This window comes from Salmonella sp. SAL04202 (assembly GCF_046550775.1).
GTDB classification, from domain to species: Bacteria; Pseudomonadota; Gammaproteobacteria; order Enterobacterales; family Enterobacteriaceae; genus Salmonella; species Salmonella enterica.
On record NZ_JBGDXK010000001.1, the window covers coordinates 1,189,713 to 1,214,583 of the forward strand.

Below are 24,871 nucleotides of genomic sequence, written 5' to 3' on the forward strand. Positions count from 1 at the left end.
CATAAATCTTTTCTAAACGAGAGCGGTTCCGTTATGCTACACGCTGTTGTTATTAGCGTGTTAAGGCAAGGTAATGGGACTCGTGATTAAAGCTGCCCTGGGGGCGCTGGTCGTCGTATTGATTGGTCTGCTGTCAAAAACGAAAAATTATTATATCGCCGGATTAATTCCTCTGTTTCCAACGTTTGCGCTTATCGCGCACTATATCGTGGCCAGCGAGCGGGGCATCGACGCGATGCGTACCACCATCGTCTTTAGCATGTGGTCGATCATTCCTTATTTCATTTATCTTGCAACGCTATGGTATTTCAGCGGCGTGATGCGCCTGCCCGTCGCGCTTGGCGGTGCGGTGGTCTGCTGGGGGCTAAGCGCGTGGCTGCTGATTTTTTGCTGGATTAAATGGCATTAATATTGGCAAAGACCGTGGTTTCCCCATCGTAATACATACGGATATTACGATGGGGAGGTTGTTAACCCACCAGCATCCACGTAGCCGGAACCGCTGCGACCAGCAATAAACCAATCAGCACGACTTCCTGACGATTTAATACATTGTCATGCTTGTGCGTCCGACGCGCATACAGGAAAACCAGTAATCCAGGCGCGTACAGTACGACGGACAGCAGCAGGTGCATAGGGCCCGACGCATATAATAACCATAAGCCATAAATACAGGCTCCGATACCGACCGCCCGATGGAGGGGACGCGTTGCAATCTTCAGCAGAAATGCGCCGACCAGAAAGTAGGGCACCAGAATCATTTCTGACGCAATCGTCAATAGCGTGTTGTAGTCCGAACCGGTCAGCCAGATCAGCACCAGACAGATTTGCACACAGATATTGGTGAGCCATAACGATGCAGAAGGCGCGCCTTGCGCATTTTGTCGCGCGAAGATGCCCGGGAAGGATTTATAGGCTGCCGCCAGAAATGGCACCTCCGCCGCCATAATAGTCCAGCTTAGATAAGCCCCGCAGACAGACACAATCAGTCCCGCTGCAATAATAATTTCTCCCCACGGCCCCATCATTTTTACCATTAGTCCGGCCATCGACGGGTTGCGCATCTCCGCCAGTTCCGGACGCGCAAGAACGCCAAGAGAAAGCAGCGTGACCAGGAGATATATTCCCAGCGCTGCGAGTACTGCCAGTAGCGTGGCGCGGCCTACATCGCGTTTATTTTTCGCTCGGGCCGAGACGACGACGGCGCCTTCAACGCCAATAAACACCCACAGCGTAATAAGCATGGTGTTCTTGACCTGTTCCCATACGGGAATACCGAGTTCAACACCGGTGAAGTCCAGTGTGAAGGTATCCAGTTTGAACATCATGATAGCCAGCACAATAAACGCGCCGAGCGGCAACAGTTTCGCCAGAGTCGCAACCAGATTGATGCTGGCTGCCGTTTGTACGCCGCGCAGGATGAGGAAATGGACAATCCAGAGCAGGACTGAAGCGCCGACAATAGCCTGCCAGGTATTACCGTCGCCAAACAGACGCAGGGCAGGCGTATCGGTAAAGAAACTCAGCGCTGAAAAAACGATAACCAAATAGGATACGTTGGCGATGACCGCGCACAGCCAATAGCCCCAGGCAGAACAAAAGCCAATCAGTTCGCCGAAGCCTTCGCGGGCGTAAGTAAAGATGCCGCCGTCAAGCTCGGAGCGAATGCGCGTAAGGATTAACATGGCGAATGCCAGTAAGAGTATCCCCACGCCGGTAATGGCCCAGCCAATTAACAACGCAGCCGGACTGGCAACGGCGGCCATATTCTGGGGCAGACTGAAAACACCTGCGCCAAGCATTGAGCTTAAAACCAGCGCGGTCAGCGCGCTCAGTCCCAGTTTTTTTTCCATTGGTATCCAGCTATAAAAATGAAATTGGAAGAATAATTATTATGGCAAAACGCATAAAAATGGTGAAAGCCACTAAGGCGCGGGATTTTACGGAGAGAAGGGACCGCATGCAACGGCCTGGATAAGATTTATCGCCAAAAAAGCGAAAAGTGAGATTCATCGCGATATTTGACGGAACTGGCATCCCGCGAGAAAGTGCCGGATGGCGGCTTATCAGGCCTGCCGTTGAACGATCGTGTAGGCCTGATAAGGCAGGTATGTCGCCATCCGGCGAGAAGCCTGATGGCGACGCGCGCCTTATTTATAGAGGTCGGCGCTGATGGTGATGTTATTGCCGCGCTCCTGCCACTGACGCGTAATATGATAATACTTAGCGCCTTTCTTCGCCGCGCGTTTGGCGACCTGGTAGGAGATTTCTGTCATATTGCCGTAGTTGCCGGTGAACTTAACGCTGTCGAAAGGCACCATCATCGCAGCCGTCGCTTTATTCAGCTCCTCAACTTTTGTGCCATCCGGTAGTGTGACAGTGTAACGCCCGCCTTTGGAGGATTGCGTTTCGAAGAAACGGCCTACTTCGGCGCTCGGCGAGGCTGACGTGGCGACGCCTGGAATTTCGACTTTCTTCGCAGCTTCGCCGCCCTGAGCCAGCGCGGCGCGGCCAGCTTCAGAGTCTGCCGGAATAGCGTCCGGGCTCTGGACGATGCGTTTTTTCGCATCTTGTTTATAGATAAATGCAGTGATGCGCTGGTTTCCGCCCTGATTCGCATCTATCTGACGAACAATATAGAAAGCGTATGCGCCTTTTTGTTTCGCCGCTTTCGTAATGGCATCGTTAACTTCCGGCTGGCTACGGTAGAAGCCCTGAACGGTGACGGTGTCATACGGTTCTAATTGTACGGCCTGGTCTTTCGGTAATTCCACGATGCCATTAATGACACGATTTTTGGGCGCGTCGGCTTTCGGCGCGTCGGCTTTATACACGTCCGCCACAACACGCCAGTTACCACTGTTGCCGAACTCCGAGGTGTCGACAACATAGAAGGAGGCTGCGCCTTCTTTATCTGCGCGGCGGGACACGGCGGAGACCGCATCGCCAATAGCATTAAAACGACCGGTAATAACGATGCGGTCATAAGGTTTTAGTGCAGCCGCTTGCTCCGGCGTCAGTTCTGTTGCTGCATGGACAGAAAAAGCAGCCGCAGAAAGCAGAGCCGACGCCAGGAGAGTGTTCTTAAGCTTCATAAAAATAATCCTTCGCCTTGCGCAAACCAGGTACTGGTATTGTTATTGACTAGAAACGTGGCTGATTATTGCATTTAAACCATATGGATGTCTGCGGGATTTTTCACGCATCGTGTCATGTATCCTATCTTTGATGATAACATTTGCCGATATGTCGAAAAAAACGGCGTCCGGGCGGCTAAGCTAATGAAGCGCATAAATTTAATAAGTTAATTTAATGTTAATTTCTTGATCGCGCCAGGGGTTTAATGATGTTTTGCTGTCAAATTTGAGCGAATTATCAGCCCTCGCAGGCCATTTTCAAGGCATTATGGCTGCTTAGCGGCTGAATCGTTCATGTTTTGCAAATTTGATAAAAAATTCTGTTTTTTGGCGCTAGATCACAGGCGTTATTTTCAGTAGGTTATAGAGAGTTTGTAACGGTTTTATTCTGCTGGGGTAACATTTACCTCAAACGCGGGCAGGCGTACGCTTCTCGCGCTTACTGACAAACCATCATCAAAAATAACGATGGAAGGGAACATTTATGCGAATTGGCATACCAAAAGAGCGGTTACCCAATGAAACCCGTGTCGCTGCGACGCCGAAAACGGTAGAGCAGCTACTGAAGCTGGGGTTTAGCGTCGCTATCGAAAGCGGGGCGGGTCAACTGGCAAGTTTTGACGACAAAGCGTTTGCGCAGGCTGGCGCGGATATTGTCGACGGCAATGCTATCTGGCAGTCGGAAATTATTCTCAAGGTTAATGCGCCTGAAGAAGAGGAAATCGCTTTACTGAACCCCGGGACTACGCTGGTCAGTTTTATCTGGCCTGCGCAAAATCCTGGGTTAATGGAGAAACTTGCCGAACGTAAGGTTACGGTGATGGCGATGGACTCCGTGCCGCGTATTTCCCGCGCGCAGTCGCTCGACGCGTTAAGCTCAATGGCGAATATCGCGGGTTATCGCGCCATTGTAGAGGCCGCGCATGAATTTGGGCGCTTCTTTACCGGCCAAATCACTGCCGCCGGGAAAGTGCCGCCGGCGAAGGTGATGGTGATTGGCGCGGGCGTAGCCGGTCTTGCGGCTATCGGCGCGGCAAACAGCCTGGGGGCGATTGTCCGCGCGTTTGACACTCGTCCTGAAGTCAAAGAGCAGGTCCAGAGTATGGGGGCTGAGTTCCTCGAACTGGATTTTAAAGAGGAAGCCGGTAGCGGCGATGGTTACGCCAAAGTGATGTCCGAGGCGTTTATCAAAGCGGAAATGGCGCTCTTTGCCGCCCAGGCCAAAGAAGTCGATATCATTGTTACCACCGCGTTGATTCCGGGCAAACCTGCGCCGAAGCTGATTACCCGCGATATGGTCGATTCTATGAAGGCCGGCAGCGTGATTGTCGACCTGGCCGCGCAGAATGGCGGTAACTGCGAATATACCGTCGCCAATCAGGTTGTGACGACGGACAATGGCGTGAAAGTAATTGGCTACACCGATCTACCGGGGCGTTTGCCGACGCAGTCATCCCAACTTTATGGCACCAACCTGGTTAACCTGCTGAAGCTGCTGTGCAAAGAGAAAGACGGCAATATTGACGTGGATTTTGACGATGTCGTGATCCGTGGCGTGACGGTGATTCGCGACGGCGACATTACCTGGCCTGCGCCGCCAATCCAGGTTTCCGCGCAGCCACAGGCCGCGCCTAAAGCAGCACCTGCGCCAAAAGAGCCGGAAAAGCCCGCTTCACCCTGGCGGAAGTATGCGTTAATGGCGCTGGCGATCATTCTTTTTGGCTGGCTGGCCGATGTCGCGCCAAAAGAGTTCCTCGGCCATTTTACCGTGTTTGCGCTCGCCTGCGTGGTTGGTTATTACGTGGTGTGGAACGTGTCTCATGCGCTTCATACGCCATTAATGTCGGTGACCAACGCAATTTCAGGGATTATTGTTGTCGGGGCATTATTGCAAATTGGTCAGGGCGGCTGGGTCAGCTTCCTGAGCTTTATCGCGGTGCTTATCGCCAGCATTAATATTTTCGGTGGCTTCACCGTGACTCAGCGTATGCTGAAAATGTTCCGGAAAAACTAAGGGGTAACACATGTCTGGAGGATTAGTTACAGCTGCATACATTGTTGCCGCGATCCTGTTTATTTTCAGTCTTGCCGGGCTTTCAAAGCATGAAACGTCCCGCCAGGGGAATAACTTCGGTATTGCCGGGATGGCGATCGCGTTGCTGGCGACCATTTTCGGGCCGGATACCGGCAACGTGGCATGGATTCTGGTCGCCATGATTATTGGCGGCGCGATTGGCATCCGCATGGCGAAAAAAGTTGAGATGACCGAGATGCCGGAGCTGGTCGCGATTCTGCACAGTTTCGTGGGTCTGGCAGCGGTACTGGTTGGTTTTAACAGCTATCTGTACCATGACGCCAGTCTGGCGCCGGTGCTGGTGAATATCCATCTGACCGAAGTCTTCCTCGGTATCTTTATTGGCGCAGTCACTTTCACTGGATCGATCGTAGCGTTTGGTAAACTGCGCGGCAAAATCTCTTCTAAGCCGTTGATGTTGCCTAACCGTCACAAAATGAACCTGGCGGCGCTGGTTGTTTCTTTCCTGTTGCTGCTGGTTTTTGTTCGTACCGAAAGCGTGGGTCTACAGGTTCTGGCGCTACTGCTGATGACCATTATCGCGCTGGCGTTTGGTTGGCATCTGGTCGCTTCTATCGGCGGGGCGGACATGCCGGTGGTTGTTTCAATGCTGAACTCCTATTCCGGTTGGGCTGCCGCGGCGGCTGGCTTCATGTTGAGCAACGATTTGCTGATTGTGACCGGCGCGCTGGTCGGTTCGTCAGGCGCGATCCTGTCTTACATTATGTGTAAAGCGATGAACCGCTCTTTCATCAGCGTTATTGCCGGTGGGTTCGGTACTGACGGCTCCTCAACGGGCGACGATCAGGAAGCTGGCGAACATCGCGAAATTACGGCGGAAGAGACCGCTGAGATGCTGAAAAACTCCCACTCCGTCATTATTACGCCGGGGTACGGGATGGCGGTGGCGCAGGCGCAGTATCCGGTGGCGGAAATCACCGAAAAACTGCGTGCACGCGGTATCAACGTGCGTTTCGGCATTCATCCGGTGGCGGGTCGCCTGCCGGGGCATATGAACGTGCTGTTGGCGGAGGCGAAAGTGCCTTATGACATCGTGCTGGAAATGGACGAAATCAATGATGATTTCGCCGATACCGATACCGTGCTGGTGATTGGCGCGAACGATACGGTGAACCCGGCGGCGCAAGACGATCCCCGCAGCCCGATCGCCGGTATGCCGGTTCTCGAAGTGTGGAAAGCACAGAATGTCGTGGTCTTTAAGCGTTCAATGAATACTGGTTATGCTGGTGTGCAGAACCCGCTGTTCTTTAAAGAGAATACGCAAATGCTGTTTGGCGATGCCAAAGCCAGCGTGGATGCAATTCTGAAAGCGCTTTAATCTTTTAAACGTGCGGCGGCCTCTTCGGAGGCCGTTTTTATACACTTCATCCTTTAAGCTGCCTCTTTGTTGGCTGCGCTCAGAAAACCCGGTCACATCGTTATCTATGCTCCCGGGGATTTCTTCCCTTGCCGCCGCGAGGCATCTTGAATGATTTTGTGTATATATTGCATTTTATCTTTTGTTTAAATCGCTAAGCAGAACGGCGATACTCTGCCCGCCGGTGGTCTGTTCGAGGGCGATTTTGACAATGATGGTTAACGGAACGGAGAGCAACATGCCCACCGGACCTAATAGCCAGCCCCAGAAAATTAACGACAAAAATACCACTAAGGTTGAAAGACCTAAACCACGTCCCATGATTCGTGGCTCAAGGATATTGCCGAAGACCAGATTAATCAGCAGATAGCCTGCCAGCACCAGCAGCGCATCATAAAACCCGTTAAATACCAGCACCTGAATAATGGGTGGCAGGGCAGCGAGCACCGATCCAATATTAGGAATATAGTTCAGCGCGAAGGCCAGTAGACCCCAGACAAAGGCGAAGCGGACATCCAGCGCGGCCAGCATGCCCCATGCGACCAGCCCCGTCACGATACTGATCGCTGTTTTTAACACCAGATAATGGGAAACGCTATCAAGCGCGCGTTGAATTGCCGCCATGCCTTCCACCGGACGGCTCATCATCTGCTGCAGTTTTTCAGGCAATTGTGGAACCTCCAGCAGCATAAATACCACGGTCAATAACAATAAAAAGATGGACGACATGGCATTGGACAGCTGGGTGAGCAGGTTCGTTACCAGAGTCATGGCGGCGTTTGGATCGATATATTTCGCCAGCTCATCAACCGACACGCCAATGCCTGCTCGCTGTAACCACGGTTCAATACGTTGCAACGGTATCACCAATGAGGAGCGATATTGCGGTAGGGTACGAGCCAGTTCATTTAATGATGTCCCCAAATAGGCCAGTAGCAGTACCATTAACATAACAATAATCACAATGAGCAATGATACGGCGATAACGCGCGGAATTCGGCATCGGGTCATCCGTTGCACAACGGGATTGAGAACGACTGCAATAAATAACGCCAAAATAAAGGGAACAATGATATCTGCGGCGAAGCGGATACCGCTCAGAATAACCACCAGCATTCCCAGCATAATGACGATTTTTAGACCATTGAGCGTGATGATCGGTTTTGCCATATCAGTCCCTGTTTTCTGATGCCGACACGAATAATAATGTGATGTCGGTCGACCTGTTCTGGTTAAAATCAAACACTTCAGGTAAAGAAGTGAAAATATTTTGAGTTAATTCCTGGCTTATGATACAAATCAGGCGTGTTCAACTACCGAGGACAATTATCATCCGCGATGACGAGAAGCAACACTGCGGATAATTGTAATATTATGGACAATATGTTCAGCGCTTTTTTCTCCACGCAAACGCATCTTCACTCTACCTCCTTTTTCCTGCTTATCGGCGAGCAGCACTGGCGTAACGCACTTTAGTCTCTCACTTCTGCCTGAGCTGGCGCAATGCGCTGTGCTAACTGATTTTATTTTTTAGTTTGCTGCGTGCAGCAGACTCGAAAGAGTATATTCTCATGCAGGAGAAGTGTCATGTTTTACTGGATTTTATTAGCTCTGGCTATCGCGACTGAAATTACCGGCACGCTCTCAATGAAATGGGCTAGCGTGGGTAATGGCAATGCGGGTTTTATTTTAATGCTGGTGATGATCACGCTGTCATATATATTTCTTTCTTTTGCGGTAAAAAAGATTGCCCTGGGTGTGGCGTATGCCTTATGGGAAGGGATCGGCATTTTATTTATTACCATTTTTAGCGTGCTGCTATTTGATGAAGCATTATCAACCATGAAGATTGCCGGCTTGCTGACGCTGGTCGCCGGCATCGTATTGATCAAATCAGGGACGCGTAAACCCGGCAAACCGGTGAAGGAGGCGACTCGTGCAACAATTTGAATGGATACACGGCGCCTGGCTTGGGTTGGCAATAATGCTGGAAATCGCGGCTAACGTACTGTTGAAATTTTCGGACGGCTTTCGCCGTAAATGCTATGGCATCTTATCGCTTGCCGCTGTTCTGGCCGCCTTCAGCGCGCTTTCCCAGGCGGTAAAAGGGATAGACCTGTCGGTGGCGTATGCGTTATGGGGCGGTTTTGGTATTGCCGCCACGCTGGCGGCGGGCTGGGTGCTCTTCGGCCAGCGCTTAAACCCCAAAGGCTGGGTTGGCGTGATATTGCTGCTCGCCGGAATGGTCATGATCAAATTTGCCTGAGACGATCGCTGCCTGTCGGTTCAGGCAGCGATTCCCGCATTAATCCTGCGCCAGAGCTTTCAGCTTATCGCGAAAGCCGGTGACGGATATAGCGCGGTTATCGGCGCGCCAGCGATCTTTAGCCGCAGGGGCGGAGCTTTGTACGCCAATAAGCTGCCATCCGCTATCCGTGTGCAATAAGAGCGGCGAGCCGCTGTCGCCCGGTAACGTGTCGCACTGGTGTGAGAGTACGGCATTCTGCGCCCAGCCGGTCACGACGCAATCCTGATGGGAATAGAGCGCATTCAGATGATCTTCCGGATAACCAGACTGCGTGACTTTTCGGTCTGCGGCTTTCAACGCCGCAGTGAGCGCCGCTTTATCGCCGGTAAATAAAGGCACTGGCGTGATACCGGAAGGTGGGTAGCGCAATATTACCAGACCAAAATCCCAGCTTGCCGCGGCAGGCGGCACAATCCAGCCATCGCCATCCGCTTTCAGGCGTCGGCCCAGCGACGGTTCAACGCGGCCTTCAATGCCGTGGATTTCATAGCGCCATACTCCTTTTCGCGCCACAAAACGCAGCGCAACCGCCTTATCTGGTTTTCCTTTCGGTGGCGTTAGCAGGCAGTGACCTGCTGTCAGGGCGATATGCGGGGAGATAAGCGTTGCCGTACACAAATTACCGCTGGCGGTCTCTAGTTGCCCGATGGCATCCCACGGCGATTGGGTAGGATCGGCGACGGGCACCCGATCGTCATGGTTAAAAAAAAGCGTTTTAACGTCGCTGGCATCCGTGGCGTCTGTTTCAGCCCCCCTGGCTTTCGCCATAACCGGTAAAAAACACACTATGCCCAGTAATACAGCAATGGTTTTATGCATATCACACTCTGGTGGGTAATTATGATTATTAACAACAAACCCTCAGTACTACTATAGACGTGACGGTAAGAAAGTGGGAGTAAAATCAGATAACTACACTCAGGAAAGATAGAAATGCGTGGCAATAGCGGCGCATAAAATAAGCACGATAAGAATGAGCTCAAAGCGGTAGCGAGACACTTTTTTGCCCTCCCGGAAGGCGGCGCTAAACCAGAACAATTTAGCGCCGTAAAAACGGGCGCGGGGGCGCGCCGCAGCATGTTACGACTTACGCAGCCGGTTGAGTAGTTGGTTTTGACGGGGTTTTGGCTGGCGCTTTACCACCTTTTTTCTGGTGCTTTTTAGCCGCCTGCGCTTTTTGCTCAACGGTTTTTTTATGCTGTTTTTTGTGGTGCTGGGTGTTCTGGGTTGTTTTGGCAGGCGTTGCGGTTTTCGCAGGCGTTGCAGTCTCAGCCGCGAATGCTGCGGAAGAGAGACCCATTGCAGCGGCAACAACCAGAGCTAATACTTTTTTCATTTTGATACCCTCGATTTGGTTTTCATTCAACCCCACTGCGGGGCCGGTGAAATGACTATATCGCTGTTATCAAAAGGCTTCCGTGAGTGATTGGTTTCGGCATGTAACGCTATGTACAATCCCCCGGTAACGCGATGTCAGCCCCCCACCATAATAGGTAGCTTTACGTTACCGGTCGTTATTTTTGGTCGCAGAGTCGGTAATATCCGCCCTCCAGAATAACAGGCACACCGTATATGAATCCGATAATCTGGGTGGTATTTACGCTTCTGGCGCTGGATGCAATCAGAGAAGTTATGGGCGTATCAAGCCTGACAGGTCTGTGGTGAACAGTGAGTCGTGGCGTGAAACCAGCCCGGCGATAGCGCACGTTGCTATCGCCGGATTATTTCTTTTCAGGCGTGAAGACGGTGATGTAACCGCGTCCCGACCAGGATGGCCAGCACCAGCATTAGCGCGATAAAACCGCCTACGCCGTTCCAGCCGTAACTATGCCAGAATACGCCGCCTAGCGTCCCGGCGATACTGGACCCCAGATAATAGCTGAAAAGATAAAGTGACGAGGCCTGTCCCTTCGCCCGGCGCGCACGCGGGCCAATCCAACTACTGGCCACGGAGTGCGCGGCGAAAAAGCCGGCGGAAAAAAGCAGCATCCCGGCAAAAATCAGCCAAAGCGAGGTAAAAAGCGTCAGTAAAAGCCCACCCAGCATTACTGCGGTAGAGAACAGCATCACCGGCCCCCGGCCATAGCGTGAGGTCATTGCGCCAGCTTTCGGCGAGCTCCATGTGCCGGTGAGATAGGCTACGGATAACAGTCCGACCACGGCCTGGCTTAATTCCCAGGGGGAGAGCATCAGGCGATAGCCAATGTAGTTAAACAGGGTGACGAACGCGCCCATCAGTAAAAAGCCTTCCGCAAACAGCAGAGGTAACCCTCGATCGCGCCAGTGGAGACGAAAATTAATAAATAGCGTTTTAGGCCGTAGCGACGTGGGACGGAAATGTTGCGAGGCGGGTAAAATCTTCCAGAACATCAGCGCGGACGCCAGCGCAAAGCATCCGATGGCCGCCAGCGCGATGCGCCAGTTAAAAAAGTCGGTCATGACGCCGCTTAATAAACGCCCGCTCATCCCGCCGATGGAATTACCGCTAATATAAAGCCCCATAGAGAAAGCGACAAAGCTGGGATGGATTTCTTCGCTCAGGTAGGTCATTCCCACCGCGGCGACGCCGCTTAACGACAGACCGATCAGCGCGCGCATAATCAGAATACCATGCCAGCTGGTCATCATGGTTGATAACAATGTGCAGCAGGAGGCTAATAACAAGGCGGTGACCATCACCGGTTTACGGCCTATCGCATCAGAAAGCGGGCCGGTAAAAAGTAAGCCGATAGCCAGCATGGCGGTAGAAATAGAAAGTGAAACGCTGCTGCTGGCGGGGGAGACGCCAAACTCCTGGGAAAGTACCGGTAGTATAGGCTGAACGCAATAAAGGAGCGCGAAAGTCGCCAGGCCCGCGGAAAAAAGGGCCAGCGTGACGCGCATGAAAGGCGCTGTACCGCGTTTAATAAATTGAACCGGCTGAGAATGGCGTTGTTCATCGATATCGCTCGCCGTGGCGTCATCGAGAATAGTTGTACGACTCACGTTAAATCCTTGCTTTACATCTCCGTCAACAGGAGACGGGTATAACCGACATGTAAAGCATAGAAAAAGCAAAATATTCTGTCTAATATATTAATTGTCTCAAATAAGACGTTAAAAATATGAATATCGAATTACGTCATTTACGTTACTTTGTGGCGGTAGCAGAAGAGCTGCATTTTGGTCGCGCCGCCGCGCGCCTCAATATCTCGCAGCCGCCGCTGAGTCAGCAGATACAAATTCTGGAGCAGCAGGTCGGCGCGCGATTACTGGCGCGGACCAACCGCAGCGTAGCGTTAACGGCCGCCGGGCGACAGTTTCTGGTGGACAGCCGACACATCCTGAGTCTGGTAAACGACGCCGCCGCTCGCGCCGAGCGGCTGCATCAGGGCGAAGCGGGTGAAATCCGTATTGGCTTTACGTCTTCAGCGCCTTTTATTCGGGCGGTATCGCATACCTTTTCGCTGTTCCGCCAGTCCTATCCGGGGGTGCATATGCAAACGCGTGAAATGAATACGCGTGAGCAAATCGCGCCGCTCAACGAAGGCGTACTGGATATTGGCTTACTGCGGAATACGCCGTTGCCCGACACACTTAATCGCGAGGTGATTTTGCATGAGCCGCTTATGGCCATGATCCCGCGCGAACATCGGCTGGCGCAAAAGCCGGTCGTCAGTCTGACAGAACTGGCGGAAGAACCTTTCGTCTTTTTCGATCCACATGTCGGGACGGGCCTCTACGACGATATTCTCGGCCTGATGCGGCGCTATAACCTGTCGCCGACCATCACGCAGGAGGTTGGCGAGGCAATGACTATTATCGGTCTGGTGGCGGCGGGACTGGGCGTCTCGATTCTGCCGGCATCCTTTAAGCGTGTACAGATGAGCGAGATGCGCTGGGTTCCCCTGGCAGAAGAGGACGCCGTATCTGAAATGTGGCTGGTATGGCCAAAGCATCATGAACAGAGTCATGCCGTACAGCGGTTTTGCCAACTGCTATTACTGGCTGCCCGACGGGATTAATTACGCTTAAAAAGGGTGAAAATGTGCAGTTAATCACACGGCTAAGCAAAAAGTTGACGGCGAGTATTGAAGTGTTTCACCATAGCACACAGATTATTTCGGAGCGCGAAAATAAAGGGAGTGAGCGGTGGTTGCTGATAGTCAGCCTGGGCATATCGATCAAATTAAGCAGACCAATGCTGGCGCAGTGTATCGCCTGATTGATCAGCTCGGACCGGTATCGCGAATTGACCTGTCTCGTCTGGCGCAGTTGGCGCCTGCCAGTATTACGAAAATTGTTCGCGAAATGCTGGAAGCGCATTTGGTTCAGGAACTTGAAATTAAAGAGGCGGGCAGTCGTGGACGTCCCGCCGTCGGGCTGATGGTGGAAACGGAGGCCTGGCACTATTTATCTATTCGTATTAGCCGTGGCGAAATTTTCCTTGCGCTACGCGATCTTAGCAGCAAACTGGTGGTAGAAGAGTGTCTGCCGCTGCCGTTAACCGAAGCCACGCCGTTGCTTGAGCGAATTATTACGCACGTTGATCGGTTTTTTACCCGCCATCAGCAGAAACTGGAGCGTCTGACCTCTATTGCCATTACGTTACCGGGCATTATCGATACCGAAAACGGCGTTGTGCACCGGATGCCGTATTACGAAGATGTCAAAGAGATGCCTTTGGGAGATGTGCTGGAGCGGCACACTGGCGTACCGGTTTACATTCAGCATGATATTAGCGCCTGGACGATGGCAGAGGCGCTTTTTGGCGCCTCACGCGGCGCGCGCGACGTTATCCAGGTGGTGATTGATCATAATGTGGGGGCGGGCGTTATCACCGACGGTCATTTGCTTCATGCGGGCAGTAGCAGTCTGGTAGAGATTGGGCATACCCAGGTCGATCCTTATGGTAAGCGCTGTTATTGCGGTAATCATGGCTGTCTGGAGACCATCGCCAGCGTCGATAGCGTGCTGGAACTTACGCAGCTTCGGCTTAATCAGTCGATGAGTTCAATGTTGCACGGCCAGCCGTTAACGGTAGATTCACTGTGTCAGGCGGCGATGCAGGGAGATCTATTAGCAAAAGATATTATTAGCGGCGTTGGCGCGCATGTCGGACGCATTCTGGCTATCATGGTGAATTTATTTAATCCGCAAAAAATTCTTATTGGTTCGCCGCTAAGTAAAGCGGCTGATATCCTTTTTCCGGCCATTGCTGACAGTATCCGTCAGCAGGCGCTGCCCGCCTACAGTAGGAATACGGTAGTGGAAAGCACGCAGTTTACCAACCAGGGCACGATGGCCGGGGCGGCGTTGGTAAAAGACGCGATGTATAACGGCTCTTTGTTGATTCGTCTATTACAGGGTTAACATTTTTTAACTGTTGTACAAAAATTTGCGCTAACTCAAGCTGATTGCCCTTGCCATATCTTAGACTTTCTCCACTGTATTATTTTCCTGGCTTATATTTTCGAAGCATAACGGTGGAGTTAGTGATGCTGAAGCGTTTCTTTATTACAGGTACAGACACTTCTGTTGGGAAGACGGTGGTTTCCCGCGCATTACTACAAGCGTTAGCGTCGGGTGGTAAGAGCGTTGCAGGGTATAAACCTGTCGCTAAAGGGAGCAAAGAGACTGCAGAAGGGATGCGCAACAAAGACGCGCTGGTATTGCAAAGCGTCTCTTCGCTGGAGTTGCCGTATGAGGCGATTAATCCGATCGCGTTAAGCGAAGAAGAAAGCAGCGTCGCGCATAGCTGTCCTATAAATTACACCTTGCTGTCCAACGGTCTGGCGAGCCTGAGCGATAAAGTGGACCACGTGGTTGTGGAGGGCACTGGCGGCTGGCGTAGTTTGATGAATGATTTACGTCCATTGTCCGAATGGGTGGTACAGGAACAGTTACCGGTATTGATGGTGGTAGGGATTCAGGAGGGGTGCATTAATCATGCGCTACTGACTGCGCAAGCTGTCGCTAACGATGGACTGCCATTAATTGGCTGGGTGGCGAATCGTATCAATCCTGGCCTGGCGCATTATGCTGAAATTATTGATGTGCTTGGGAAAAAACTGCCAGCGCCGCTGATTGGCGAGTTACCGTACCTGCCGCGCGCCGAGCAGCGTGAGCTGGGGCAGTATATTCGTTTGTCAATGCTCGGCAGCGTGCTGGCGGTAGATAGAATCATGGCGTAACGTTCGCGAGAGCACTGACGCGACTACACAGGCAATCAGCAGACCGGGGAGTAACTGATACTCGCCGGTCATTTCACAAATCATCAGGGTGGACATTATCGGCGCATGGGTTGTCGCCGCCAGTAGCGTCGCCATACCCGCCAGCCCCAATAAAATCGCTATTTCATCCGAGCCTGGCAGCCAGAATCCCCATATCCGACCCAGAAACATTCCAATGGATAATCCGACAAATAATGTTGGCGTAAAGACGCCGCCCGGCGCGCCAGACCCGCTGCTGGCGAGCACCGCCAGGATTTTGCACGCAAAAATTCCGCCAATCAGCGAGAATAGCGGTGGGGAGAGCAGAAATGATTGTACGACGCTATAGCCGTTTCCCCATACCGTGGGCGTGAGTAACGACAGTAATCCGACAATAAGCCCGCCCAACGCCAGTTGCCAGGGCGGCGACAGTTTTAAACGTAAGAAACTATTATGGCTGGCTGTCATCAGCCACATCAGCAACGGGCCGCACAGACCGGCGACCAGGCCGGTACTGACTATCATGACGTACTCCCGCGCGTGGAGATCAACGGTCAGATGTACGGTATAGAGTAGTGAATCGCTACCGTTTAATACATGGGTGGTTAGCAGGGCGACGACGGCGGAAACGACAACCGGGCCGAGGGAAGCCAGCATTAAGGTACCGAACAGGATCTCCGCGATAAACAGGCTGCCCGCCAGCGGCGCATGGTAAGCGCCCGCCATGCCCGCAGCGGCGCCGCTGGCGATCCATAATTTCCATTCCTCACGCGGCGTGAAGCGTCGGGCAAAGCTGGATGCCGCCAGCGCGGCGAGGAGGATCATTGCGCCTTCGCGACCAATTGCGCTGCCGCTGACCACGACCAGCAGCGAGGCCAGCGATTTCACCAGACTGGCGCCAACGTCAAATTGCCCGTCGGTTTGCAATGCTTCCATATAGTCAGTGGGCGCATGGGGGCGCTGTTGGTTCATTTTTTGCCACCCCCACAGCAACAGACCAGCGGCCAGGCCGCCAAGCGCCGGCGTAATCAGCCGTCGCCAGGGCGAAAGCCCCTCAGCCGCATTCACCAGACTGCCAGTGTCATTACTCAGGAAAATCCACTCCAGCAATTGCATCGCATGACGGAAGGCGGCGACAGCCAGCGCCGCGAGAATACCGATGAGCGTAGCGATCAGCAGGCGACGAAACATCGCGCGCAGATCCGGGTAAGCGTGTAAACGATGCATGAGCGGGTAAACAGGGAGTTTCAGGATAGCCTATTCTGCGGGGAAATGGCGTCAGACGCAAAAGCACTATGTGCGATATAATATTGCGTACAATAATGATATTGCCGGATAGCGAGAGGCCATCCGGCGGCAGCGTTAGCTGTTTTCGTGAATATTTAGCGCCCGACGCGTGCGGCCTGAGCTGAGATAATCGGCGATGTAATCCTGAGAGATTTCACCGTTATAGCGTCCGTCTTCATCAACGATCGGCATCCAGCTAGTATTACTTTCGTACAATCTGGACAGCACAATACGCAGATTATCTTCCGCTTTGCCCGTAATACGGAAAGGATGGGTGATATCGGCGCAGATTCCGCTGGCGTTCCGCGCTTCCCGGCGCTTCACAAATCCCAGTGGCTTACCGTCGTTGTCAATGACGGTAATGGCGCGAATATCGTGATCATCCATAATGCCGAATGCCTCGCTTAACGGCATGGAAGGCCGCGCGGTAATGGTTGGCTGTTGGTCGGTAACATCGCCCGCGGAGACCAGTAGCAAACGCTTTAACGTTCTGTCCTGACCGACAAACGACCCGACAAACTCGTTAGCCGGTTTGGCCAGCAGTTCATCAGGACTGGCGCACTGTACAATTCGCCCCTGACGGAACACGGCGATACGGTCGCCGAGTTTTAGCGCTTCGTCGATATCATGGCTGACCAGCATCACAGTCTTTTTTAGCTTACGCTGCATATCCAGAAACTGGTTCTGGATCACTTCGCGGTTAATGGGGTCCACCGCGCCGAAGGGCTCATCCATCAGCAGTACCGGCGGATCGGCGGCCAGAGCGCGGATCACGCCAATACGCTGTTGCTGTCCCCCGGACATCTCCTTTGGATAGCGATGCAGAAATTTTCTGGCATCCAGCGCCACCATGTCCATCAACTCTTCGGCGCGTTGCTTGCAGCGCGCTTTGTCCCAACCCAACATGCGCGGCACAACGGTAATATTTTCTTCAATCGTCATATTAGGAAACAGGCCGATCTGCTGGATAACATACCCAATATTGCGGCGTAGCGTTACCGTATCCATATCGTTGGTATTCTCGCCGTTGATAAGAATATTACCGCTGCTGGGCGCGATCAGCCGGTTGATCATCTTTAACGTGGTGGTTTTGCCGCAGCCGGAGGGACCGAGTAAGACGCACATTTCGCCTTCCGGCACGTTCAGGTTGACGTTGTCGACGGCTTTTAGCGGCTGACCCTTTTTCTGTACAAATTGTTTGGTGAGATTTTCCAGTTTTATCATTATCGTATCCCCTTAGGTGTCAGTACGACTTGCAGACGATGCAACAGCCAGTCAAGTACAATTGCCAGTAGACAGATCATCAGCGCGCCGGCAATTAACATGCGAATATCACTGCCGCTAATGCCGTTTAACAGTAGCAGCCCCAGACCGCCGGCGCCGATCACCGCGGCAATCGCCATCACGCCGATATTCATCACTACCGCGGTGCGGATACCCCCGAAAATAACCGGTAGGGCCATTGGGATTTCGACCCAGCGCAGCCGTTGCCAGAAAGTCATACCGATGCCGCGTCCCGCTTCACGCAGACCGGGCGGCAAACTATCAAGCGCAGTATGGGTATTACGGACAATCGGCAGTAAAGAGTAGAGAAAAACGGCCGTCACAGCGGGCAGAACGCCAATACCATGTCCGATCAGCGAAAAGAGCGGGATCATTAATCCAAACAGCGCGATAGACGGAATGGTAAGAAGTAGCGTGGCGGCGCCCAATACCGGCGTTGCCAGCCATTTGTGGCGTACAATCAAAACGCCTAACGGTACGCCGATGATAATCGCCAGACCGACGGCCAGCGCGACCAGCCAGAGATGCTGAAAGGTAAGGCTGGCGAGATAGCCTGCGTTATCCAGCATATAATGTATCGTATCCATAGGCGCTCCTTACAGCAGACCTTTGTCCTGCAAAAATTGATGGGCTACCTGTTGCGGCGTGCGATGCTCGATATCGACCTGGGCGTTTAGGGTCGATATCACATCGTTATTGAGCAGGCCGGAAAGGGTGTTTAAGGCGTCATCAAGGCCAGGATTGGCTTCCAGCACCTCTTTACGCACCACGGGCGTGACAGCGTAACTTGGAAAGAAGCCTTTATCATCTTCCAGCACTTTCAGATCAAACCCTTTCACCCGTCCGTCGGTGGTATAGACCAGCCCGGCGTCAACCAGCCCATCCCGAACGGCGTTATAGACCAGCCCTGGGTCCATCTGTCGTATTTGCGGGCGATCAAGCTGCATCTGGTAGGCTTGCTGAAGGGGCTTCATTCCGTCGCTGCGCCCGGCAAATTCCAGATCGAGGCCGAGCATCCAGTTGTGGTCAGGATCGTTCTGCCGGACCTGTTCGATTTTTGCCACCATTTGCGAGATGGTGGTGATATTTTCCGACTCGGCGCGTTTGCGCTGCATCGCGAACGCGTAAGTATTGTTCATGTCAGCCGGTTTGAGCCATACCAGGCCCAGCTTCGCATCCAGGCGTTTTACCGTGTCGTAGGTTTCCTGTGGACTCATGCGCTTATCGATACGGTTGAAAATAATCAGCGATGTACCGGTGTATTCCCAGGTAATATCAATTTGTTTATTCACCATCGCATTACGTGAAATCACCGCGGCGATATTGGTTTGCGGCTGAACCTGAAAGCCTTTCTTCTGCAAATACTGAACGGTCATAGCGGAAAGAATATGCTGCTCGGTAAAGCTTTTGGTGGCGAGAACCAGCGGCGCGGCCTGCGTCTGGTTACTGAACAACAGCGTTGCGGCAAGCCATCCTAACAGGTGTTTTTTGAATCTCATTTAACGCTCCTTATTGTTATTTATGCGTTCAGACGGTATGAGGGCTAAGGCGTCGCCCAAACCAGGCAAGCAGAGTGTCAAGAATCAGCGCGAATAACGCCGTGGCCGTTGCGCCGAGGATCAACGTCGGAAAATCGTTGAGATAAATTCCCGGGAAAATCAGCTCGCCGTAGCTGCTGGCGCCAATCAGAAAGGCCAGCGGCGCGGTGCCGACATTGATGGCGGTCGCGATGCGAATACCGGACAGCATCACTGGCCACGCATTAGGTAGCTCTACCTGGCGAAGCCGCTGCCATTTTGTCATCCCAATCCCGTTCGCCGCTTCAATCAGTGAGGCGGGAACGGAACAGAGGCCCGCATAGGTATTGCGGACGATAGGCAGAAGGGAGGCCAGAAATAGCGCGACAATGGCGGGCGTATCGCCGATCCCGATAATCACCATCGCTAAGGCCAGAACGGCCAGCGGCGGCAAGGTATTACCAACATTAAAGATTTGCATGACATATTCAGCAAATCCTTTTGCCGCAGGTCGGCTGAGTAAAATCCCGCTCGGGATACCGACCAGTAAAGCAAAAAACATGGACGTAAAGACCAGCATCAAATGCCGTTGTCCGAGATACAGCAGATCGACCTGACGCGCTTTCAGCGTCTCCAGACCGATTCCCCAGATAAACAGCGCCAGTAACAGCAAAATGACGATAGTGAACCCAAGTACGCGTTTTAGGGTGAGGGTGTGCATTGCGGTGTGTCTCCCTGTTTGCATGTGTTATGGCGACGTTAAGAGTCGCGTGTTGTTATGCCATGTTCCGGCAGGGTACTTTGAGCTATAGCAACAGGTTGGGAAGGATTCCAGCGGAGCGTGATGTTTAACACTGTTAAACATCTATTAACAATTATGTTTTGCCCTTATGCGGCTTAGCGTGAACATTCACGATAAAGAATTATCTTAAAAACAGAAGCGTGGTGTGACGTTGTCACTTTTTGTAGATAAAAATAGGCCGCAATGGGAGAAAAGGCAGGTAAAATCCTGCCTTTTGTGGGGATTAACGGAATAACGGTTTTACAGCGACGGGAATAATGAGTTGAGCTTGCCATTGCGCCAGCGTCAGACGCGCCAGTTGCCCCAACGCCTGATAAAACGGATGCCCGGCATGATCGATAAATACGTCCAGAAAGCGGGACGACCACGGAAACAGATGCCAGGCCAGGAGTTGTTCGCATTCATGATGACGGTCATTCTCGGCAAGCCAGGCCGCCAGCAGCAACAGCGACCCAAAATGATCTTCTGGCTCGTTTTGCTGCATTTCAAACTGAATTCCGTTTTCGCGCATCCACTGACGTAGCGCCAGCGTAGAATCGCCAAATAATACGCTCTCACGATCCAGCCAGACGGAACCCCACGGCGGAGACGGCAGAGCGTAAGGGCCGATAAACAGACGCTGCCAGGCCTGTGGCAACGACTCTTCGCTGTGGGTCTTAAACATAGCCGCCACAGGCGCAAGCGCCTCGGCATCAAGCGGCCACTGCGCCTGCCAGTCGTCGGTTAATAGCGCCTGAACCAGAGGAGCGGTTTCGTGGCTTTCCGGCGAATAATAAAACAACGCGCCAAGAACACGCGCCGTTACTGAAAAATCATCACGTTGTAAAAAAGTGGTCATTCAAACAATCCCGAAAGGTGCGGGTCGCCCCGCACGCATAAATTAACCTGCGACGGCCATACCTACGGTCATATGCAGGCCATAAAAAAGTCCGCGGCCAATAATTTCGCCTGCCAGCACCAGCACGACACCGAGCAGCAAACCAACGGTATGCGGTTCGCGGCGACGGATTAGCGGACATAGCCAGCAGCCTAATCCGGCAGCAAGCAAGACAATGCGCCAGACCTGTAGCATACCGTAATCCGGTGCGAGATGGCTGGCCTGTTGCACGGAACTGTGAATGGTTGAGAGAGACAGTCCTTGTAGTACGATGACCGTCACGCACACCACCAATGCCAGGCCGCTAATACTGGCAAACGTCACGCTGCAAAATGGGACGCGCGCGATGCGTAGCAGTAACGCCGCAAACACCGGGCCGCACAGGAATGCCGTGAGGAAAAAGGCCAGCGTGGTGTAGCCATTATACCAGGTTGGCACGGTATCTATCTGATAAACGAGCGTCATTGCCCAGATGAATGCAACGCCGAGCGCCATACTGACCAGCAGCCACACTTTACCCAGCACCGGGGGCATTTTACCGAGTACCGCCACCAGCCACCAGATGCCGCCTACGGCAAAGAACACCGATCCTGCGGCGATTTCATTACTCAGTGCGGAAGCGCCTACGCGGTTAAGCGAGTTAAACGCGCGCATCGGCGAGCCGAGATGCATAATCGACGCGAGGAATCCCAGTCCCATCACCAGCCACAGAAAAAACATACTGCGCACGATGCGCTGACGGGCGATGGTATCGTCTTTTGCCGTCAGCCAGCCCAGTCCGCTAACGATTAACGCGCCGACCACGCACTGACCAAAGACCGTGAAGATCATCAACGGCCATTCATGCCATCCACTTCCCATCTTATACCTCCTTCGGATTGGCCAGATAACCGGTAGTGTCCCCGGTCGGGCGGCTGTTGGCGTTGGGTTTAATCACAATATTCGGCTTCGTGAAATGCGCGCGCGGCAACGGCGCGACGGCAGCCAGCTCACCGTGTTTTTTACGCAGCTCGTCTATCGGGCCGAAATCCAGCGCCCGCAGCGGGCAGGATTCCACGCAGATAGGCTTTTTGCCGTCGGCGACGCGATCATAACAGCCATCGCACTTGGTCATATGACCTTTGGCGGCGTTGTACTGCGGCGCGCCGTACGGGCAGGCCATGTGGCAGTAGCGGCAGCCGATACAGACCTCTTCGTTCACCACCACAAAACCGTCATCGCGCTTGTGCATCGCGCCGCTCGGGCAGACTTTGGTACAGGCCGGGTCTTCGCAGTGGTTGCATGAAATGGAGAGATAATAGGCAAAGACGTTCTGGTGCCAGACGCCGTTATCTTCCTGCCAGTCACCGCCCGCATACTCATAAATGCGGCGGAAACTGACGTCGGAAGTGAGATCTTTGTAGTCCTTGCAGGCCAGTTCGCAGGTTTTGCAACCGGTGCAACGACTGGAATCAATAAAAAATCCATACTGGGTTGTCATCGGTTACTCCTTACGCCTTTTCAACCTGAACAAGATTACTGTGTGACGGATTACCTTTCGCCAGTGGGGAAGGCCGGTGCGACGTCAGAATGTTAATGGAGCCGCCGCGATCGACTTTGTCGCCAAACATGTCGGCATTTAACCAGGCGCCCTGGCCGATAGCGGTGACGCCGGGCAATATGCGCGGCGTGACTTTTGCCGGAATGAGCATCTCTCCATTCTGGTTAAAGACCCGCACGGTGTCGCCGTGCTGAATGCCGCGCGCTTGCGCATCAATCGGGTTGATCCAGATCTCCTGCGGACACGCCTGTTGCAGGACGTCGATATTGCCGTAGCTGGAGTGGGTACGCGCTTTATAGTGGAAGCCGGTTAGCTGTAGCGGGTAGCGCTGACGAAGCGGATCGTCCCAGCCGTCAAAGCCTGGTGTATAGGCGGGTAAAGGATGGATAATCTCATCTTTCTTCAGCTCCCACGTGTTGGCGAGGGTTGCCAGACGCTCGGAATAGATTTCGATTTTACCGGACGGCGTTTTCAGTGGGTTGGCGGCAGGGTCTTCGCGGAATGAGCGGAAAGCGACGTAGTGCTCCTCCGGGCATTTTTTCTTGAAAATCCCTGTCTGTTTCATCTCTTCGTAATCCGGCATTTCCGGGTTACGCGCTTTGGTTTTTGCGTGCAGGTATTTGACCCACTCATGCTGCGTGCGGCCTTCTGTGAAGGTCTGGTATACGTCCGGACCAAGCCGTTTAGCCACTTCACTGAGCATCCAGTAAATGGGCTTTCTTTCAAATTTCGGCGAGGTGGCGGGCTGACCAAGAATGACATAGCCCATATTGCCTGCGGATTCGTGGGAAATCAGATCTTCCTGCTCGGTCGGCATTAAATCAGGCAGCAGAATGTCGCAATATTTTGCCGACGCGGTCATAAAGTGCTCAATGCCGACGATCATTTCACATTTACTGTCGTCCTGAAGCACCTCGTGAGTGTGGGAGATATCGCCATGCTGATTGATCAGCGTATTACTGGCGTAGCACCACAAAAATTTGATCGGCACGTCGAGCTTATCTTTTCCCCGCACGCCGTCGCGTGTGGCGGTCATTTCCGCGCCATGATCGATAGCGTCGGTCCAGGTAAAGACCGAAATCTGGGTTTTTACCGGGTTCTCCAGCATAGAAAACCATTCGACGCCCAGATCCCAGGTGCCTTCGCGCACGCCGGAATTACCGCCATTTATGCCGACGTTACCGGTGAGTACAGACAGCATGGCGATTGCGCGTGCGGTCTGCTCCCCGTTAGAGTGGCGTTGCGGTCCCCAGCCCTGGCAAATGTAAGCCGGTTTCGCCGAGCCGATTTCCCGCGCCAGTTGAATGATTTTTTCCGCCGGAATACTGGTAATCTGCGCGGCCCATTGCGGCGTTTTAGCAATACCGTCTTCGCCCTGACCCAAAATATAGGCTTTATAGTGCGCGTTACGCGGGGCCGAGGCGGGCAGAGTGGTTTCGTCGTAGCCGATGCAGTATTTATCCAGAAACGGTTTATCAATAAGATCTTCGGTAATCAGCACCCAGGCGATTGCCGCCGCCAGCGCGCCATCGGTACCTGGGCGAATCGGCAGCCACTCGTCTTCGCGGCCGGCGGCAGTGTCGTTATAACGCGGGTCAATGACGATCATCCGGGCGTTGGAGCGTTCGCGCGCCTGTTCGACATAGTATGTCACGCCGCCGCCGCTCATACGTGTTTCCGCGGGGTTATTGCCAAACATCACCACCAGTTTTGTATTGGCGATATCATCCGGACTGTTGCCGTCGTTGCCGCCGAACATATAGCTCATGGCCGCGCTGATTTGGGCGGTGCTGTAGCTACCGTAACGGCTGAGATAGCCGCCGCAGGCGTTCATCAGGCGATACGGTACGTTAGAATTGGTAATATTGCCGCCGTCCACGCCGGTACCGTAAAGCACATGTACCGCTTCGTTGCCGTAGTCTTTGAGGATGCGTTTCAGGTTATCGCCGATGGTATCCAACGCTTCATCCCAACTGATACGTTCGAATTTGCCTTCTCCTCGTTTACCAACGCGTTTCATCGGATATTTCAGGCGATCGGGATGATTCATCCGGCGACGAATAGAACGACCGCGCAGGCAGGCGCGTACCTGATGGTTGCCATATTCATCGTTGCCCGTGGTATCTGATTCAACCCAATATACGGTGTCATCTTTTACGTGCAGGCGCAGCAGGCAGCGGCTGCCGCAGTTAACGGTACATGAACTCCAGACCGCTTTTTCTGCCACATTGCCAGATGCGAGGTCTGCTGCGGCGTGGGCGATGCGGGAGAACGGAAGGGTGAAAGCGCTACTGGCAAGCGCAAGGCTACCGATAGCGGAGGTTTTCACCAGGCTTCGTCGGCTGATACTGGCCGACATTAATGCCTCAGGGTTGGTGATTTTCATAACAGCTCACTATGCTCATCCAAAAAAGAGTTTTAAATGTCGTTGTGTTCGCAAAACGGGGAGCTCCGGGCGCGTAAAAACGTCCCGGAG

General features: G+C 53.1%; 24 protein-coding genes. 9 read left to right on the plus strand and 15 right to left on the minus strand.

What is annotated here, in order from left to right:
• The first annotated feature begins 73 nt into the window (after positions 1-73).
• Positions 74-409: a GlpM family protein gene (locus ACLJQJ_RS05990; protein WP_000524877.1), complete on the plus strand. Its 336-nt coding sequence runs from the start codon at positions 74-76 to the stop codon at positions 407-409.
• Positions 410-470: 61 nt separating this feature from the next.
• On the opposite strand, the gene ACLJQJ_RS05995 is transcribed toward ACLJQJ_RS05990, so the two are convergent.
• Positions 471-1,853, minus strand: a complete 1,383-nt coding sequence (locus ACLJQJ_RS05995) for an amino acid permease (RefSeq protein WP_000412353.1) — start codon at positions 1,851-1,853, stop codon at positions 471-473.
• A gap of 297 nt (positions 1,854-2,150) precedes the next feature.
• Complete coding sequence (ydgH, locus tag ACLJQJ_RS06000) at positions 2,151-3,095, minus strand: DUF1471 family protein YdgH (protein WP_000769294.1); 945 nt, start codon at positions 3,093-3,095, stop codon at positions 2,151-2,153.
• Positions 3,096-3,621: 526 nt separating this feature from the next.
• Between ydgH and pntA the strand changes: the two genes are divergently transcribed.
• Together pntA and pntB are read left to right on the plus strand one after the other, a co-directional pair.
• Positions 3,622-5,151: a Re/Si-specific NAD(P)(+) transhydrogenase subunit alpha gene (gene pntA, locus ACLJQJ_RS06005; RefSeq protein ID WP_001219360.1), complete on the plus strand. Its 1,530-nt coding sequence runs from the start codon at positions 3,622-3,624 to the stop codon at positions 5,149-5,151.
• A 10-nt stretch (positions 5,152-5,161) separates the two neighbouring features.
• Positions 5,162-6,550, plus strand: coding sequence for a Re/Si-specific NAD(P)(+) transhydrogenase subunit beta (pntB, locus tag ACLJQJ_RS06010; RefSeq protein WP_000014056.1), 1,389 nt, complete (start codon positions 5,162-5,164; stop codon positions 6,548-6,550).
• 174 nt (positions 6,551-6,724) lie between these two features.
• Here pntB and ACLJQJ_RS06015 read toward each other — a convergent pair whose 3' ends face one another.
• On the minus strand, positions 6,725-7,759 hold the full coding sequence (locus tag ACLJQJ_RS06015; protein WP_001118268.1) for an AI-2E family transporter: 1,035 nt from the start codon (positions 7,757-7,759) through the stop codon (positions 6,725-6,727).
• Between the two features lie 417 nt (positions 7,760-8,176).
• Between ACLJQJ_RS06015 and mdtJ the strand changes: the two genes are divergently transcribed.
• Positions 8,177-8,539: a multidrug/spermidine efflux SMR transporter subunit MdtJ gene (gene mdtJ, locus ACLJQJ_RS06020; RefSeq protein ID WP_000500278.1), complete on the plus strand. Its 363-nt coding sequence runs from the start codon at positions 8,177-8,179 to the stop codon at positions 8,537-8,539.
• Positions 8,526-8,855, plus strand: a complete 330-nt coding sequence (gene mdtI / locus ACLJQJ_RS06025; protein WP_001183821.1) for a multidrug/spermidine efflux SMR transporter subunit MdtI — start codon at positions 8,526-8,528, stop codon at positions 8,853-8,855. Before mdtJ ends, mdtI begins: the two co-directional genes overlap by 14 nt.
• Positions 8,856-8,894: 39 nt before the next feature.
• Here the strand turns inward: mdtI and ACLJQJ_RS06030 are convergent, their stop codons facing one another.
• Both ACLJQJ_RS06030 and asr read right to left on the minus strand, forming a co-directional pair.
• Positions 8,895-9,716, minus strand: coding sequence for a trypsin-like serine peptidase (locus ACLJQJ_RS06030; RefSeq protein ID WP_000549649.1), 822 nt, complete (start codon positions 9,714-9,716; stop codon positions 8,895-8,897).
• A 268-nt stretch (positions 9,717-9,984) separates the two neighbouring features.
• A complete protein-coding gene (asr, locus tag ACLJQJ_RS06035; protein ID WP_063809217.1) occupies positions 9,985-10,233 on the minus strand; it encodes an acid resistance repetitive basic protein Asr in 249 nt (82 codons plus the stop codon).
• Positions 10,234-10,469: 236 nt separating this feature from the next.
• Here asr and ACLJQJ_RS06040 point away from each other — a divergent pair, with 236 nt between their 5' ends.
• Entirely contained in the window at positions 10,470-10,562 is a 93-nt protein-coding gene (locus ACLJQJ_RS06040) for a KPN_01571 family protein (protein ID WP_001068154.1), read from the plus strand.
• Between the two features lie 66 nt (positions 10,563-10,628).
• Here the strand turns inward: ACLJQJ_RS06040 and ACLJQJ_RS06045 are convergent, their stop codons facing one another.
• A complete protein-coding gene (locus ACLJQJ_RS06045; RefSeq protein ID WP_000091796.1) occupies positions 10,629-11,882 on the minus strand; it encodes an MFS transporter in 1,254 nt (417 codons plus the stop codon).
• 119 nt (positions 11,883-12,001) lie between these two features.
• Between ACLJQJ_RS06045 and ACLJQJ_RS06050 the strand changes: the two genes are divergently transcribed.
• From ACLJQJ_RS06050 to bioD, 3 genes are all read left to right on the plus strand, one after another.
• The gene (locus tag ACLJQJ_RS06050) at positions 12,002-12,901 is read left to right on the plus strand and encodes a LysR family transcriptional regulator (protein WP_001019577.1); all 900 of its coding nucleotides are present in this window, start codon (positions 12,002-12,004) and stop codon (positions 12,899-12,901) included.
• A 127-nt stretch (positions 12,902-13,028) separates the two neighbouring features.
• Positions 13,029-14,249 (plus strand): sugar metabolism global transcriptional regulator Mlc, encoded by a 1,221-nt coding sequence (mlc, locus tag ACLJQJ_RS06055; protein WP_063809218.1) that lies wholly within the window; start codon positions 13,029-13,031, stop codon positions 14,247-14,249.
• A gap of 125 nt (positions 14,250-14,374) precedes the next feature.
• Complete coding sequence (bioD, locus tag ACLJQJ_RS06060; protein ID WP_000919206.1) at positions 14,375-15,070, plus strand: dethiobiotin synthase; 696 nt, start codon at positions 14,375-14,377, stop codon at positions 15,068-15,070.
• Here bioD and clcB read toward each other — a convergent pair.
• The 9 genes from clcB to ynfF form a co-directional block, all read right to left on the minus strand.
• Positions 15,026-16,315 (minus strand): voltage-gated ClC-type chloride channel ClcB, encoded by a 1,290-nt coding sequence (gene clcB, locus ACLJQJ_RS06065; protein ID WP_000554908.1) that lies wholly within the window; start codon positions 16,313-16,315, stop codon positions 15,026-15,028. The two genes, bioD and clcB, sit on opposite strands and share 45 nt — an antisense overlap.
• 135 nt (positions 16,316-16,450) lie before the next feature.
• Positions 16,451-17,599 carry an osmoprotectant ABC transporter ATP-binding protein OsmV gene (gene osmV, locus ACLJQJ_RS06070; RefSeq protein WP_000593088.1) on the minus strand — a complete coding sequence of 383 codons (1,149 nt, stop codon included), beginning with the start codon at positions 17,597-17,599 and terminating at the stop codon, positions 16,451-16,453.
• A complete protein-coding gene (gene osmW, locus ACLJQJ_RS06075; RefSeq protein ID WP_000379677.1) occupies positions 17,599-18,246 on the minus strand; it encodes an osmoprotectant ABC transporter permease OsmW in 648 nt (215 codons plus the stop codon). Before osmW ends, osmV begins: the two co-directional genes overlap by 1 nt.
• 9 nt (positions 18,247-18,255) lie before the next feature.
• A complete protein-coding gene (osmX, locus tag ACLJQJ_RS06080; RefSeq protein WP_001211186.1) occupies positions 18,256-19,158 on the minus strand; it encodes an osmoprotectant ABC transporter substrate-binding protein OsmX in 903 nt (300 codons plus the stop codon).
• 28 nt (positions 19,159-19,186) lie between these two features.
• Positions 19,187-19,897 (minus strand): osmoprotectant ABC transporter permease OsmY, encoded by a 711-nt coding sequence (osmY, locus tag ACLJQJ_RS06085; RefSeq protein WP_000557304.1) that lies wholly within the window; start codon positions 19,895-19,897, stop codon positions 19,187-19,189.
• Between the two features lie 304 nt (positions 19,898-20,201).
• The gene (dmsD, locus tag ACLJQJ_RS06090; protein WP_000206571.1) at positions 20,202-20,816 is read right to left on the minus strand and encodes a Tat proofreading chaperone DmsD; all 615 of its coding nucleotides are present in this window, start codon (positions 20,814-20,816) and stop codon (positions 20,202-20,204) included.
• A 42-nt stretch (positions 20,817-20,858) separates the two neighbouring features.
• Positions 20,859-21,716, minus strand: a complete 858-nt coding sequence (locus ACLJQJ_RS06095) for a dimethyl sulfoxide reductase anchor subunit family protein (RefSeq protein ID WP_000534704.1) — start codon at positions 21,714-21,716, stop codon at positions 20,859-20,861.
• A 1-nt stretch (position 21,717) separates the two neighbouring features.
• Positions 21,718-22,335, minus strand: a complete 618-nt coding sequence (gene dmsB, locus ACLJQJ_RS06100; RefSeq protein WP_063809219.1) for a dimethylsulfoxide reductase iron-sulfur subunit DmsB — start codon at positions 22,333-22,335, stop codon at positions 21,718-21,720.
• Between the two features lie 10 nt (positions 22,336-22,345).
• Entirely contained in the window at positions 22,346-24,781 is a 2,436-nt protein-coding gene (gene ynfF, locus ACLJQJ_RS06105; protein WP_063809220.1) for a selenate/tellurate reductase subunit YnfF, read from the minus strand.
• Positions 24,782-24,871 lie beyond the last annotated feature (90 nt).

Coding starts and splice junctions, on each gene's coding strand:
- osmY (WP_000557304.1), bottom strand. CDS start 19,897: ATGCACACCCTCACCCTAAAACGCGTACTTGGGTTCACTATCGTCATT.
- pntA (WP_001219360.1), top strand. CDS start 3,622: ATGCGAATTGGCATACCAAAAGAGCGGTTACCCAATGAAACCCGTGTC.
- ACLJQJ_RS06030 (WP_000549649.1), bottom strand. CDS start 9,716: ATGCATAAAACCATTGCTGTATTACTGGGCATAGTGTGTTTTTTACCG.
- dmsB (WP_063809219.1), bottom strand. CDS start 22,335: ATGACAACCCAGTATGGATTTTTTATTGATTCCAGTCGTTGCACCGGT.
- ACLJQJ_RS06050 (WP_001019577.1), top strand. CDS start 12,002: ATGAATATCGAATTACGTCATTTACGTTACTTTGTGGCGGTAGCAGAA.
- asr (WP_063809217.1), bottom strand. CDS start 10,233: ATGAAAAAAGTATTAGCTCTGGTTGTTGCCGCTGCAATGGGTCTCTCT.
- bioD (WP_000919206.1), top strand. CDS start 14,375: ATGCTGAAGCGTTTCTTTATTACAGGTACAGACACTTCTGTTGGGAAG.
- ACLJQJ_RS05995 (WP_000412353.1), bottom strand. CDS start 1,853: ATGGAAAAAAAACTGGGACTGAGCGCGCTGACCGCGCTGGTTTTAAGC.
- pntB (WP_000014056.1), top strand. CDS start 5,162: ATGTCTGGAGGATTAGTTACAGCTGCATACATTGTTGCCGCGATCCTG.
- clcB (WP_000554908.1), bottom strand. CDS start 16,315: ATGCATCGTTTACACGCTTACCCGGATCTGCGCGCGATGTTTCGTCGC.
- ydgH (WP_000769294.1), bottom strand. CDS start 3,095: ATGAAGCTTAAGAACACTCTCCTGGCGTCGGCTCTGCTTTCTGCGGCT.
- mdtJ (WP_000500278.1), top strand. CDS start 8,177: ATGTTTTACTGGATTTTATTAGCTCTGGCTATCGCGACTGAAATTACC.
- ACLJQJ_RS06015 (WP_001118268.1), bottom strand. CDS start 7,759: ATGGCAAAACCGATCATCACGCTCAATGGTCTAAAAATCGTCATTATG.
- ACLJQJ_RS06095 (WP_000534704.1), bottom strand. CDS start 21,716: ATGGGAAGTGGATGGCATGAATGGCCGTTGATGATCTTCACGGTCTTT.
- ynfF (WP_063809220.1), bottom strand. CDS start 24,781: ATGAAAATCACCAACCCTGAGGCATTAATGTCGGCCAGTATCAGCCGA.
- ACLJQJ_RS05990 (WP_000524877.1), top strand. CDS start 74: ATGGGACTCGTGATTAAAGCTGCCCTGGGGGCGCTGGTCGTCGTATTG.
- osmV (WP_000593088.1), bottom strand. CDS start 17,599: ATGATAAAACTGGAAAATCTCACCAAACAATTTGTACAGAAAAAGGGT.
- osmX (WP_001211186.1), bottom strand. CDS start 19,158: ATGAGATTCAAAAAACACCTGTTAGGATGGCTTGCCGCAACGCTGTTG.
- ACLJQJ_RS06040 (WP_001068154.1), top strand. CDS start 10,470: ATGAATCCGATAATCTGGGTGGTATTTACGCTTCTGGCGCTGGATGCA.
- dmsD (WP_000206571.1), bottom strand. CDS start 20,816: ATGACCACTTTTTTACAACGTGATGATTTTTCAGTAACGGCGCGTGTT.
- osmW (WP_000379677.1), bottom strand. CDS start 18,246: ATGGATACGATACATTATATGCTGGATAACGCAGGCTATCTCGCCAGC.